General features: G+C 35.3%; 13 protein-coding genes. 10 read left to right on the top strand and 3 right to left on the bottom strand.

The annotated features are described in order from the left end of the window. Positions 1–82: 82 nt before the first annotated feature. On the bottom strand, positions 83–1,987 hold the full coding sequence (gene rho, locus FBFL15_RS07675) for a transcription termination factor Rho (RefSeq protein ID WP_014084047.1): 1,905 nt from the start codon (positions 1,985–1,987) through the stop codon (positions 83–85). Between the two features lie 182 nt (positions 1,988–2,169). Here rho and FBFL15_RS07670 point away from each other — a divergent pair, with 182 nt between their 5' ends. Then, entirely contained in the window at positions 2,170–2,583 is a 414-nt protein-coding gene (locus FBFL15_RS07670; protein WP_014084046.1) for a DUF4293 family protein, read from the top strand. 120 nt (positions 2,584–2,703) lie between these two features. Here FBFL15_RS07670 and FBFL15_RS07665 read toward each other — a convergent pair whose 3' ends face one another. Both FBFL15_RS07665 and rlmN read right to left on the bottom strand, forming a co-directional pair. Further along, positions 2,704–3,198, bottom strand: coding sequence for a metallophosphoesterase family protein (locus FBFL15_RS07665; RefSeq protein WP_014084045.1), 495 nt, complete (start codon positions 3,196–3,198; stop codon positions 2,704–2,706). An 81-nt stretch (positions 3,199–3,279) separates the two neighbouring features. Further along, positions 3,280–4,314 (bottom strand): dual-specificity RNA methyltransferase RlmN, encoded by a 1,035-nt coding sequence (gene rlmN, locus FBFL15_RS07660; RefSeq protein WP_014084044.1) that lies wholly within the window; start codon positions 4,312–4,314, stop codon positions 3,280–3,282. Between the two features lie 282 nt (positions 4,315–4,596). Between rlmN and FBFL15_RS07655 the strand changes: the two genes are divergently transcribed. The 9 genes from FBFL15_RS07655 (at position 4,597) to pcaF (ending at position 12,744) form a co-directional block, all read left to right on the top strand. Next, entirely contained in the window at positions 4,597–5,670 is a 1,074-nt protein-coding gene (locus FBFL15_RS07655) for a 2Fe-2S iron-sulfur cluster-binding protein (protein ID WP_014084043.1), read from the top strand. Between the two features lie 15 nt (positions 5,671–5,685). After that, on the top strand, positions 5,686–6,630 hold the full coding sequence (gene paaA / locus FBFL15_RS07650) for a 1,2-phenylacetyl-CoA epoxidase subunit PaaA (protein ID WP_014084042.1): 945 nt from the start codon (positions 5,686–5,688) through the stop codon (positions 6,628–6,630). A gap of 410 nt (positions 6,631–7,040) precedes the next feature. Continuing rightward, positions 7,041–7,325, top strand: a complete 285-nt coding sequence (gene paaB / locus FBFL15_RS07645; protein ID WP_014084041.1) for a 1,2-phenylacetyl-CoA epoxidase subunit PaaB — start codon at positions 7,041–7,043, stop codon at positions 7,323–7,325. Between the two features lie 56 nt (positions 7,326–7,381). After that, entirely contained in the window at positions 7,382–8,134 is a 753-nt protein-coding gene (gene paaC / locus FBFL15_RS07640) for a 1,2-phenylacetyl-CoA epoxidase subunit PaaC (RefSeq protein ID WP_014084040.1), read from the top strand. Between the two features lie 39 nt (positions 8,135–8,173). Beyond that, positions 8,174–8,659 (top strand): 1,2-phenylacetyl-CoA epoxidase subunit PaaD, encoded by a 486-nt coding sequence (gene paaD / locus FBFL15_RS07635; RefSeq protein ID WP_014084039.1) that lies wholly within the window; start codon positions 8,174–8,176, stop codon positions 8,657–8,659. A 6-nt stretch (positions 8,660–8,665) separates the two neighbouring features. Beyond that, positions 8,666–9,439, top strand: a complete 774-nt coding sequence (locus FBFL15_RS07630) for an enoyl-CoA hydratase-related protein (RefSeq protein WP_014084038.1) — start codon at positions 8,666–8,668, stop codon at positions 9,437–9,439. A gap of 98 nt (positions 9,440–9,537) precedes the next feature. After that, entirely contained in the window at positions 9,538–10,746 is a 1,209-nt protein-coding gene (locus tag FBFL15_RS07625; RefSeq protein WP_014084037.1) for a 3-hydroxyacyl-CoA dehydrogenase NAD-binding domain-containing protein, read from the top strand. 82 nt (positions 10,747–10,828) lie between these two features. Further along, a complete protein-coding gene (locus FBFL15_RS07620; protein WP_014084036.1) occupies positions 10,829–11,257 on the top strand; it encodes a PaaI family thioesterase in 429 nt (142 codons plus the stop codon). Positions 11,258–11,535: 278 nt separating this feature from the next. Continuing rightward, positions 11,536–12,744, top strand: coding sequence for a 3-oxoadipyl-CoA thiolase (pcaF, locus tag FBFL15_RS07615; RefSeq protein WP_014084035.1), 1,209 nt, complete (start codon positions 11,536–11,538; stop codon positions 12,742–12,744). The last annotated feature ends 7 nt before the right edge of the window (positions 12,745–12,751 follow it).

The following is a 12,751-nucleotide window of genomic DNA, read 5'->3' as shown; positions in this document are numbered from 1 at the left end:
TATATAAATAAAAAAAATCTCAGAATAATAATTATTTTGAGATTTTGTTTAATAAACTTTATAAATTAGGAATAACTTTTAATTAATCATTCATCATCGATATTAAAAATTCTTCGTTGTTTCTAGTGCCTTTAAATCTTTCATTAATAAAATCCATGGCTTCTACAGGGTTCATGTCAGCTAAATATTTTCTCATAATCCACATTCGTTGTAACGTTTGCGTGTCTAACAAAAGGTCGTCTCTTCGAGTACTCGACGAAGTCAAATCGATAGCAGGAAAAATTCGTTTATTTGCAATTTTTCTATCTAATTGCAATTCCATATTACCAGTTCCTTTAAATTCTTCAAAAATAACTTCATCCATTTTCGATCCCGTTTCTGTTAAAGCCGTAGCAATAATGCTTAAAGACCCCCCATTTTCTATGTTTCGAGCGGCACCAAAAAACCTTTTGGGTTTTTGCAACGCATTAGCATCTACACCACCACTCAATACCTTGCCCGATGCAGGCTGAACGGTATTGTAAGCTCTTGCCAATCTGGTAATTGAATCCAATAATACCACCACATCATGTCCGCATTCTACAAGTCTTTTGGCTTTTTCTAAAACGATATTTGCAATTTTTACATGTTCCTGGGGTTCTCTATCAAAAGTTGAGGCAATGACTTCTCCTTTTACATTCCTAATCATATCCGTAACCTCCTCTGGACGTTCGTCTATTAGCAAAACTAGTAAATATACTTCGGGGTGATTGGCCGCAATCGCATTGGCTATGTCTTTGAGCAACATGGTTTTACCTGTTTTGGGCTGTGCAACAATCATGCCTCTTTGTCCTTTGCCAATTGGCGAAAATAAATCGATAATTCGGGTAGAAACGGAACTGCCCATTTCAGCAAGTTTGAATTTTTCTGTAGGAAAAACAGGCGTTAAATGCTCAAACGAAACCCTGTCTCGAACAACTTGTGGCTCATGTCCATTAATTTTGAGTACTTTTATAAGTGGAAAAAATTTTTCTCCTTCTTTAGGTGGTCGTACCACACCTTTTACGGTATCGCCTGTTTTTAAACCAAACAATCTAATTTGTGATGTTGATAAATAAATATCATCGGGCGATGCTAAATAATTATAATCTGAAGACCGCAAAAATCCGTAACCGTCTGGCATCATTTCTAAAACGCCTTCACTTTCTATTATGCCATCAAACTCATAATCCGCATCTCTAAAATTATTTTTTTTGTTGTTGAATTTAGGATTTTTAGGATTTTTGGGGTGTGGAGGATGTTGCTTTTTAAAATTGGATTCTTCTGGCTTGTTTGGATCTTCTGTAACCGCTGTAATATTTTCTAAATTATCGATGTTGGGGTTTTCTAATTCCAAACTCGGTTTTGAATCCTCTTCGATTGCAACAGTTACTACTATCGATTCTGAAACAATTGCATCATTTTCTGAAACATTAGGGTTTTCGATTTCTGAGTTTTCAGTTTTTTTATTAAAAAGTGCTCTTTTATTTCCTTTTGATGCTAATTTTTTTTCATATTCCGCTTTTTTAAATTTTGCGGGTTTTATGTAAGGTTTAGGATTAATATCTTTTGAAAATAAAGTTTTTTCGGCATTAATAATTTTAATTTCTTCAGATTTATTTTCAATTATTGGTGTTGCATCCATTACAGGTGCATCGACTTTGTCTTCTACTATTTCTTGCTGTACTTTTGTTTCAACATGCTGTTTTTTATTGGGTTTGTCAGCAGTTTTTTTAGGAGTTGCTTGAATTTTTTCGTCTTTTGGTGCAACAATTCTGTTTCGCTTGGGTTTTTCTGCAACGGGTTCAGACACAACATTTTGATCCTGATTTGTTTTGGCCTGATGGTCTAAAATCATGGTTATTAATGTATCTTTTTTAACATTCGCAATCTTAATGGTTTTAGCTAATTTAGCAATTTCTTGAAGCTCGGTTAGCTTCATTTGTTTTAATGCGGTATGATCAAACATAAATGTTTTTTAAATTTATAGAATTTTATATAAAAAGTAGGTGGTAAATTTTGTGAATAAGCCAAAGAATGAAGTACTTACGTTTTGGTTGTGCAATAATACAATTATTTTTTAAAATACAATAGTTTTTTTAAAAAATATTATTTATTTTTGTGCAATAATAATTTATATGCCATTTTTCAATGATTCAAAGAATTCAAACATTATATTTACTATTAGCCTTATTATGTACTAGTGCATTGGCATTTGTACTGCCACTTTGGATTGCTACATCTGGCAAACCTGTATATTTTATGGCCAATTCACTTTATACTGGCCTATTTGGATTAAGTACTGTATTGTCTGTTATTAGTATTATTTCATTTCAAAAAAGACAACTTCAATTTGTATTGAACAGATTGAATATCATATTGAATTTAATTTTATTAGGATTATTGGTATATCGAATGCTAAATTTATCTGGAGGAACTTCTGAAGTTTCTGAGAAAGGTATTGGGATGTTTCTTCCAATTGTTGCTATCGTTTTATTGGGTTTTGCCAATAAAGCCATCAAAAAGGACGAAGATCTTGTAAAATCTGTAGATCGGTTGCGATAAACCTATAAACTTAGTTTATTAGTGCGAAGGAAAACCCAAATATTTTATTTGGGTTTTTTTTTTATTTGCATTTTTACCCAAATTAATTAACAGCGATTAATGAGGTTATTGGGACTTCATTTATTTTGTTCCAATTTCAATTACTTCCAAATCTTTTATTTTGTCCTGATCTATTACAAATCTTAGCATGGTGCGTATTTGATGAAAGCCACTTTTGCCACATGCACCAGGATTGAGGTGCAGCAGTTGGTTTTTTTTATCAAAAATTACTTTCAATATATGAGAATGTCCACAAATAAATAATTTTGGTGGGTTTTGAACTAGCATGTCTCTAATATTGGGATTGTATTTTCCAGGATAGCCACCAATGTGTGTTATCCAAACCGATACCTTTTCGCACATAAATCGTTGATGAAGCGGAAACTCCATACGGACTTTGGCATCGTCTATATTGCCATATACGGCAATTAGTGGCTTTATTTTTTTGATCGCATCTGTAACAGCTAAACTTCCAATGTCGCCTGCGTGCCATACTTCGTCAGATTGTCTTACGTATTTTAAAATAGATTCATCAATATGACTGTGAGTATCAGACAGGAGTAATATTTTTTTCATTTTAATATTTTTCCATCTTTTTAAATAAAAAAAAGAAGGTTAGTTGAAAGCTTATTTTGAATATATTTAGGAATACGTTTTTTAGCCTTTGTTGGCCAGCTGCCCACAGGCTGCATCGATGTCTTTGCCCCTGCTGTATCTGACTTTTGCAACAATATTATGTTTGCTCAAAGCATTGATATAAGCCTCTAATGCCTCTTGATTGGCTTGCTGAAAAATACCATCGTCAATTGGGTTGTATTCAATCAAGTTGACTTTGCAAGGTACATGTTTACAAAATTTCACAAGAGCTTGAATAGCTTCGGGAGTATCGTTTATTCCTTTCCAAACTACATATTCAAAAGTAATTTTACTTTTCGTTTTACTGTACCAATATACCAAGCTATCTCTTAACTCTTTTAGTGGAAAATGTTCAGAAAAAGGCATAATCTGATTTCTTACTGTTTCAATAGCTGTATGTAAGGAAACTGCCAATTTGAACTTGACACCTTCATCGGCCATTTTTTTTATCATTTTTGGAATACCAGATGTAGAAACCGTAATGCGTTTTGGAGACATTCCCAATCCTTCGTTGGAAGTGATCATTTCGATAGCTTTCATTACATTATTATAATTCATCAAGGGTTCACCCATGCCCATAAACACAATGTTAGACAATGGTCTGTTGTAGGTTTCTTTGCTTGCTTTGTCTATGGCTACTACTTGATCATAAATTTCGGCTGGTTCTAAATTTCTCATTCGCTTTAATCGAGCAGTGGCACAAAAATTACAATCTAAACTACAACCAACTTGGCTAGAAACACAAGCTGTTGTGCGGGTATCAGTAGGTATCAAAACACTTTCTACTATCAATCCGTCGTGCAACGTTACCGCATTTTTTATAGTGCCGTCCAGGCTTTTTTGCATGGTATTGATGTTGATATGCTTGATTTCAAAATGAGTTTCGAGCCATAATCGAGTGGCTTTTGACAAATTTGTCATCTCATCAAACCGATGCACGCCTTTGTTCCAAATCCAATCATATACTTGCTTGCCTCGAAAAGCTTGTTCGCCTTGTGCTATAAAATAAGCTACAATTTGTTCTTTTGTCAAACTTCTAATGTCTTTTTTTTCCATGATGTTGCAAAAGTAAAAAAACATTGTCTTATTTTTATAAAAAATATTTTTAATTGTAATGGATTAATTTGATTAATGATTTTATATTTTGAAAAACAATTATAATTGCATCTGCAACAAAAGTGATGTTTGCTTGAGGTGTGTATATCATTACTATTTGTACTTTTTATATTATTCCTAAAAAAAGATTAAAATAATTTCATAAATTAAAATTTATATCAAAAAATTAATTATATTTGCCAAACAAACTAACACTTGTTAGTTTAAATAAAACTGGTATATATGTCAAAATTTTATCCGCTAAAAGTTTCGCATCTTTTCAAAGTAACCGCAGATTGCACAGTGATCACTTTTGAAATTCCAATCGAATTCCAATCCATATTTGCTTATAAGCAAGGGCAATACCTTACCCTAAAAGCTACTATAAACCACACCGAAATCCGTCGTTCTTATTCGTTATCCTCGAGCCCACTTGAGAATTTATGGCAAGTTGCTGTAAAAAAAGTACCGCATGGTGTTTTTTCGAGCTATATAAATGACCTACTGCAAGTGGGCGATGTAATAGAAGTCATGCCTCCAAATGGCCATTTTAATGTACCAATAGAATCCCAAAAAACTAAAAATTACATTGCTTTTGCAGCCGGAAGTGGTATTACGCCAATAATTTCTATTATCAAAACGCATTTAAAAGCTGACCCTAATTGTACTTTTAAATTATTTTATCTTAATAAAAATGTACATTCCATTATTTTCAAAGAAACGATCGAGCAACTTAAAAATTGCTATTTGGAACGATTTGAAATTTTTTATTTTCTTACAAATGAATACCGCCCTACTGAATGGTTGAACGGCCGCTTTTCTGAAGAAAAAATAGCATTTATAACAGAAAAAGTAATAGATGTTTCATTTACAGATGACTGTTTTATTTGTGGCCCTCAAGATATGATTTTTTTAATTCAACATCAATTAATTGCCGCTGGACTTTCAAAGGATACGATTCATTTTGAATTGTTCAATACCCAAATTACAGCACAAGACCAAAAAAGGATTGAACAAATAATGGAACAAAAATCAGAAAATACAGAAGTAACCATTATTGATGGAGGCAAAGAGTTTCATTTTATCATGAATGGAGAAGATGATACTATACTAGATGGGGCTTTGGCTGCTGGAGCCGATTTGCCTTTTGCCTGTAAAGGTGGTGTTTGTAGTACTTGTAGATGTAAAATTGTGGCGGGCACCGCTCAAATGAAACTCAACTATTCCTTAGAACCATTCGAAATAGCCAACCAAATAATATTAAGCTGTCAGGCAGTGCCTACATCAAAAAAAATAGTTGTCGATTTTGGAATTTAAAACAAATGAACCGATATGAATGCAATTACTTTAGCCAAAATGGAAGCCGAATTTGAGGCCAAAATAGCAAGAGACGAAAAAATAGAACCCAAAGATTGGATGCCCGAGAAATATCGAAAAACACACATACGTCAAATGTCTCAACATGCACATTCTGAAGTTGTAGGTATGTTGCCAGAAGGCAATTGGATAACCAGAGCCCCTACCCTAAGACGCAAAATTGCCTTATTAGCAAAAGTACAAGACGAAGGCGGACATGGTTTGTATTTGTATAGTGCTACCGAAACGTTAGGCATTTCTAGAGACGAACTTTTGGACCAGTTGCATCAAGGAGTTGCAAAATATTCTAGTATTTTTAATTACCCAACTTTAACATGGGCAGACATAGGTTCTATTGGATGGTTGGTTGATGGTGCAGCTATTATCAATCAAGTGGCTCTAATGGGTACTTCCTATGGGCCTTATGCAAGAGCCATGGTTCGCATTTGCAAAGAAGAAAGCTTTCATCAGCGTCAAGGGTTTGAAATTTTATTAGCGCTTTGCAATGGCACTGAAGCTCAAAAACAAATGGCCCAAGAGTCGCTCGACAGATGGTGGTGGCCTTCGCTGATGATGTTTGGCCCCAAAGACGATGAGTCGCCCAATACGGCACTTTCGGTTCAATGGAAATTGAAACGCAAAACTAATGACCAATTGAGACAACAATTTGTAGATCAAACGGTGCCTCAAGCCAAAATTCTTGGTTTAACCATTCCTGATCCACTTTTAAAATGGAACGACGAAAGGCAACATTTTGACTTTGGCGACATTAATTGGGACGAATTTTGGCAAGTTGTAAAAGGCCATGGCCCTTGCAACAAAAGCAGACTCGAAGCCCGAATTAAAGCCCACACCGATGGACAATGGGTGCGTGATGCTGCTATGGCTTATAGTGAGAAAAAGTTAGAGGTTAGAAGTTAGAGGTTAGAAGTTAGAAGTTAGAAGTTAGAGGTTAGAGGTTAGAGGTTAGAGGTTAGAGGTTAGAAGTTAGAGGTTAGAAGTTAGAAGTTAGAGGTTAGAAGTTAGAGGTTAGAGGTTAGAAGTTAGAGGTTTGAAGTTAGAGGTTTGAAGTTAGAGGTTAGAAGTTAGAGGTTAGAAGTTAGAGGTTTGAAGTTTGAAGTTAGAGGTTAGAGGTTAGAAGTTAGAGGTTAGAGGTTTGGAATATGATTTATGTAGTATTGATTTTGAAGTATTAAAATATAAGAATTTAATGATTAACTATTTTAAGTATGTCAATTGTTTTAAAATCATATTAAGCTTAATACCAACATCTTATTTCTTGTCTTTTGTCGTATAAAACCTGAATTGTAAAACATTAAAAAAATATTAATATGAAGAATAATTGGCCACTTTGGGAAGTATTTATTAGAAGTAAAAATGGTTTAGAACACCGTCATTGTGGGTCGCTTCATGCTAGTGATGCTGCTATGGCTTTGGCAAATGCTAGAGATGTTTATACCCGCAGAATGGAAGGTGTTAGTATTTGGGTTGTACCATCTACACAAATTACGGCTTCCAATCCTGAGCAAAATGACATGTATTTTGATCCTGCTCATGATAAAATTTATAGACACCCCACTTTTTATGAACTTCCAGACGAATTAAAACACATGTAATTATTTATAAGTATTGTTTTAAAAAAAAGAATAATAAATAATAAAACACTCTATTAATGAAAAAAGATTTAATTGCATATCTGTTAGGAATTGCTGATAATTCGCTTATTTTAGGGCAGCGATTAGGCGAACTTTGTGGTCATGGTCCAAGTTTAGAAACAGATATTGCCCTTACAAATATTGCTTTAGATTTGTTTGGACAAACTCGAAGTTATTATCAATATGCTGCCTCTTTGTCCGATCAAAACACAAATGAAGACCAATTGGCTTTTTTAAGACAAGAGACTGCCTATCAAAACGTACTTTTGGTAGAACAGCCCAATATTGATTTTGCATATACTATTACTCGTCAGTTTTTATTTGATATTTTCCATCAACTTCTGCTCGAAAATTTACAATATAGCAAAGATCAACAACTGGTTGCTATTGCTCAAAAAAGCCTCAAGGAGGTAAAATACCACGTCCTTTTTTCGTCTGAATGGGTGTTACGTTTAGGAAACGGTACACAAGAAAGCCATATAAGAATGCAAAAAGCCATAAACGATTTGTGGGTATATACAGACGAATTATTTGATACCACAGCGGCAGATAGTCAAATGATTGCCGCAGGAATTGGCATTGATGGCAATGTATTCAAATCCACTTATTATGATCAAATCAAAGCCATTTTGATTGAGGCAACTTTAGAAATTCCTAATATAGACTATTTCCTGAAAGGCGGCAAAAAAGGGATTCATAGTGAGCATTTTGGCTATATCCTTACAGAAATGCAATACTTGCAACGCAGTTATCCCAATATGAATTGGTAAACTTTGTCCTTATAAAATGAATTTTTTCAATGAAATAAAATGAATATAGCACCACAATATTTTGAAATATTAAGTCAAATATACGATCCAGAAATTCCTGTTTTGTCAATAATAGATTTAGGAGTTGTAAGAAAAGTAATTTTTGAAAACGACATTTTACATATAGATATTACACCAACATACAGTGGCTGTCCTGCCATGGATACTATTAGTGCCGACATTGAAAAAGCATTTGAAAAACATCAAATCAAAACAAAAATTAAATTGATTTTATCACCTGCCTGGACAACAGATTGGATAACCGAAAAAGGTAAAAACAACTTACAAAAATACGGAATTGCACCACCGCTAACCGAAGAGGCTGACAAAGCAGTACTTTTGAAACAACAAAAACTGGTTCAGTGCCCACAATGTGCAGCCCAAAACACGGTTTTAATCAGTCAATTTGGTTCAACAGCTTGTAAGGCTTTATTCAAATGTTTGGATTGTTTGGAACCTTTTGATTATTTTAAATGTTTAAAGTAAATAATTATGATTCAATTACATATCGAAAACAACATTGCAAAGATTGCCCTAAACAGACCCGATGTTTTTAATAGTTTTAACAGGGAAATGGCACTTTTATTGCAAAAAACACTCAACGAATGTGCTCATAATCCACACGTTAGAGCAATTATTTTGACAGGAAATGGCAAAGCATTTTGTGCCGGTCAAGACTTGAACGAGGTTATCAACCCCAATTTGAACCCTGGTTTTGAAGTTATTTTAGAAGAACATTACAACCCAATCATCCAACTGATTAGACAAATAAAAAAACCTATAATCGCAGCCGTCAATGGTGTAGCGGCTGGTGCTGGAGCCAATATTGCTTTGGCTTGCGACATTGTAGTTGCTTCTGAACAGGCTAGTTTTATACAAGCTTTTAGCAAAATTGGTTTGGTGCCAGATAGCGCTGGCACTTTCTTTTTGCCTCGATTAATTGGTTTTCAAAGGGCTTCTGCATTGATGATTTTGGGCGATAAAGTTTCGGCCGAAGAGGCTCTAAAAATGGGCATGATATACAAAATTTATCCTGCCTCGTTTTTTGAAGACGAAGTTCAAAATTTAGCATCAACTGTTGCCAAAATGCCTACGAAAGCCATTGGACTAACTAAAACTTTGTTAAACCAAGCCATGACAAATAATTTGACAGAACAATTAGATTTAGAAAGCAAATGCCAAATTGAAGCCAGCCAATCTTTCGATTTTAAAGAAGGCGTAGAGGCATTTATCAACAAAAGAAACCCCGAATTTATTGGTGATTAATGAATAATCATTTTTAAAAACTGTAAAAATATAGATTCTATTATTTTGCAACACTTTTGTTGTATTTCAAATAATATTTTTAAATAAAAGTAGCATTTATGAACAATATAAAAGATACAAAAGCATCTAACAACCTCCCAAAAAGCAAAAATACGATTGCCATTATTGGTTCAGGAACCATGGGTAGCGGCATAGCTCAAGTAGCAGCCCTATCGGATTGTAAGGTAGTATTGTTTGATTTGAATCAAGAGGCATTAGAAAAAAGCAAGAATGACCTAAACAAAATAGTCATCAAATTATTTGAAAAAGGCAAATTAAATACCGAACAAAAATCAAATATCGAATCTAATATTTTTTTTACAAATAATATACAAGAAGTTGCTGAGGCAGATGTTGTTATAGAAGCCATCGTAGAAAATTTAGCCATCAAACAAAAACTCTTTTTAGAACTAGAACAATTGGTAAGCCAAAATACTATTTTAGCTACAAACACCTCATCGTTATCAATTGCGTCCATTGCTGGTGCATGTCAATTTCCCGAACGAGTTATTGGCATCCATTTTTTCAATCCTGCACCTGTAATGCCGCTGGTAGAAGTCATTCCCGCTGTTCAAACTAGCGATATTACCTTACAAAAAACAATTGATTTACTTTCAAACTGGAACAAAACCGTAGCCCTTGCAAAGGACACGCCTGGTTTTATTGTAAACCGTGTGGCACGACCATTTTATGGCGAAAGTTTACGCATTTTTGAAGAAGGTATTGCCGATTTTGCAACCATCGATTGGAGTTTGAAAACCATTGGTGGATTCAAAATGGGCCCTTTTGAATTGATGGATTTTATAGGAAATGATGTCAATTATACCGTTACAGATACGGTGTTTACTGCTTTTTATTTTGACCCAAAATACAAACCGTCTTTAACTCAAAAAAGGCTTGTAGAAGCAGGTTTTTTGGGCAAAAAATCGGGTAGAGGCTTTTATAATTACAATCAAGACATACCCAAACCTACAACCGATAGGTTATTGGCACAAAGCATTTTTGATAGGGTGATTGTCATGTTAATCAACGAAGCAGCCGATGCTTATTTCCTAAATATTGCAAGTGCAAACGACATTAATATGGCCATGACAAAAGGAGTCAATTACCCAAAAGGTTTACTCGATTGGGCAAATGAATTAGGTATCCCTTGGTGTGTAAACAAGTTAGACGAACTCTACAACGAATACCACGAAGACCGCTACAGATGCAGCCCCATACTAAGAAAATTAAACAGAAATAAATTGGATTTTGATTCAAAACCATAATATTATTTTTAATCTTTCAATCATTCAATCTTTCAATCTTTCAATCTTTCAATCTTTTCAATCTTTTCAATCTCATAAAACCATGAACTCCTCAACAATACCTCACAAAATGCTCAGTCAAGATGCTTTCAGTCAATGGTTAGGAATCACCATTTTAGAAAGCGAAATTGGCAAATGCAAAGTAGGAATGACCGTTCGGAAAGACATGCTAAATAGTATGGGCAAAGCACACGGGGGTATCACTTTTGCGTTGGCCGATACCGCCTTTGGATTTGCAGCAAACGCTCTTGGCAAGTATGCCGTTTCCATAGAAACGTCCATCAATCATATCGAAGCCGTAAGCGAAGGCGATTATTTAACAGCCGTTTCTGTGATAGAAAAAAGTAAAAATAAGCTGGGGTTTCACATCATTGAAGTGCGACGTCATACCGCCAACAATCAGGAACCAGACGAATTGGTGGCCTTGTTTAAGGGCGTCGTTTTTAGGACACAAAAAGATTGGGAAATTTAATTTGTAATCAAATAATTCCATTTTCAAAAAAATCAGCAAATGAAATCAAATAAATGGTTGGGCGTTCCCCAAAGAGTCGGGATATTCGTTCCAAACAACGTTCATTGAACTCCAAAAGAAATATTATATTGTGAAATATTCTTTTTTGAGTCAGAAAAAGCCTTAAAAAAGGATTTTATCTGCTATCCCTAACGCAACATTCCGTAATCAACAGCATTTTTCCAAATATTAAAAACCAACATTTTTCAACATACAACTAAACAAGCATCAACCCAAAAATGGAAGCATTCATCATCGACGGAGTTCGAACTCCAATAGGACAATACCAAGGCTCATTATCATCTGTTCGTGCCGATGATTTAGCTGCTTTAGTCATCAAATCATTAGTGCAAAAAAATGCCAACATCCCAAAACAAGCGTATGACGATGTAATTTTTGGATGTGCCAATCAAGCTGGCGAAGACAACCGAAATGTAGCCCGAATGGCATTGCTATTAGCAGGCTTGCCCTATACTGTGCCTGGCGAAACAGTCAATAGATTGTGTAGCTCTGGAATGTCTGCCATCATTCATGCACAACGTGCCATAAAAGCTGGCGACGGCCATGTGTTTATTGCCGGTGGTGTCGAAAACATGACTCGTGGGCCTCTGGTAGTTTCAAAACCCTCTACGGCTTTTGGAACAGATAGTGCCATGTATGATTCTAGTTTTGGATGGCGGTTTATCAATCCAAAAATGCAAAATTTATATGGCACAGAGGCCATGGGTACAACAGCCGAAAATTTAGCTGCCCTATACAATATTTCCCGACACGATCAGGATTTATTCGCATTCCAAAGCCAACAAAAAGCCTCCATAGCACAAGCTTCTGGCAGATTTGAACAAGAAATTGTGTCAGTTGAAATTCCGCAACGCAAAGGCGATGCCATTATTTTTAGTAAAGACGAATTTATAAAACCCGCAACCAGCCTTCAAGGTTTGTCCAACTTAAAACCTGCTTTTCAAAAAGATGGCAGCGTAACGGCTGGCAATTCCTCTGGACTAAATGATGGTGCCGTGGCTACCCTTATCGCATCGGCAGAGGCCATAAAAACATACAATTTAAAACCGTTGGCCCGCTTGGTTAGTGCAGCTGTAGTGGGCGTAGAACCCCGCATTATGGGTATTGGCCCTGTTGCTGCAACAAACAAGGCACTACAAAAAGCAGGATTGACTTTGGATCAAATAGACCTTATCGAATTAAACGAAGCATTTGCAGCTCAAAGTTTGGCTTGCATCCGCGAGTTGGGTTTACAGGACAACGATCCAAGAATCAATCCAAATGGCGGTGCCATAGCATTAGGCCACCCTCTTGGTGCTACTGGTGCCCGTATTTTATATTCGGCTGCATTACAACTGCAACTCACTCAAAAAAGGTTTGCACTAATTACAATGTGTATTGGCGTTGGTCAAGGATATGCCGTGATAATTGAAAATTGTAGTCTTTAATCTATTT

It is taken from the genome of Flavobacterium branchiophilum FL-15 (assembly GCF_000253275.1).
GTDB classification, from domain to species: Bacteria; Bacteroidota; Bacteroidia; order Flavobacteriales; family Flavobacteriaceae; genus Flavobacterium; species Flavobacterium branchiophilum.
The sequence above is the reverse complement of the archived record's forward strand: the minus strand, read 5'-3'. Positions and strand labels throughout refer to the sequence as shown.

What these genes read in the sequence shown, in the direction of transcription:
- paaB (WP_014084041.1), top strand. Translation starts at nt 7,041, where the DNA reads ATGAAGAATAATTGGCCACTTTGGGAAGTATTTATTAGAAGTAAAAAT.
- paaC (WP_014084040.1), top strand. Translation starts at nt 7,382, where the DNA reads ATGAAAAAAGATTTAATTGCATATCTGTTAGGAATTGCTGATAATTCG.
- FBFL15_RS07625 (WP_014084037.1), top strand. Translation starts at nt 9,538, where the DNA reads ATGAACAATATAAAAGATACAAAAGCATCTAACAACCTCCCAAAAAGC.
- FBFL15_RS07620 (WP_014084036.1), top strand. Translation starts at nt 10,829, where the DNA reads ATGAACTCCTCAACAATACCTCACAAAATGCTCAGTCAAGATGCTTTC.
- pcaF (WP_014084035.1), top strand. Translation starts at nt 11,536, where the DNA reads ATGGAAGCATTCATCATCGACGGAGTTCGAACTCCAATAGGACAATAC.
- FBFL15_RS07630 (WP_014084038.1), top strand. Translation starts at nt 8,666, where the DNA reads ATGATTCAATTACATATCGAAAACAACATTGCAAAGATTGCCCTAAAC.
- rho (WP_014084047.1), bottom strand. Translation starts at nt 1,987, where the DNA reads ATGTTTGATCATACCGCATTAAAACAAATGAAGCTAACCGAGCTTCAA.
- FBFL15_RS07665 (WP_014084045.1), bottom strand. Translation starts at nt 3,198, where the DNA reads ATGAAAAAAATATTACTCCTGTCTGATACTCACAGTCATATTGATGAA.
- rlmN (WP_014084044.1), bottom strand. Translation starts at nt 4,314, where the DNA reads ATGGAAAAAAAAGACATTAGAAGTTTGACAAAAGAACAAATTGTAGCT.
- FBFL15_RS07655 (WP_014084043.1), top strand. Translation starts at nt 4,597, where the DNA reads ATGTCAAAATTTTATCCGCTAAAAGTTTCGCATCTTTTCAAAGTAACC.
- paaD (WP_014084039.1), top strand. Translation starts at nt 8,174, where the DNA reads ATGAATATAGCACCACAATATTTTGAAATATTAAGTCAAATATACGAT.
- paaA (WP_014084042.1), top strand. Translation starts at nt 5,686, where the DNA reads ATGAATGCAATTACTTTAGCCAAAATGGAAGCCGAATTTGAGGCCAAA.
- FBFL15_RS07670 (WP_014084046.1), top strand. Translation starts at nt 2,170, where the DNA reads ATGATTCAAAGAATTCAAACATTATATTTACTATTAGCCTTATTATGT.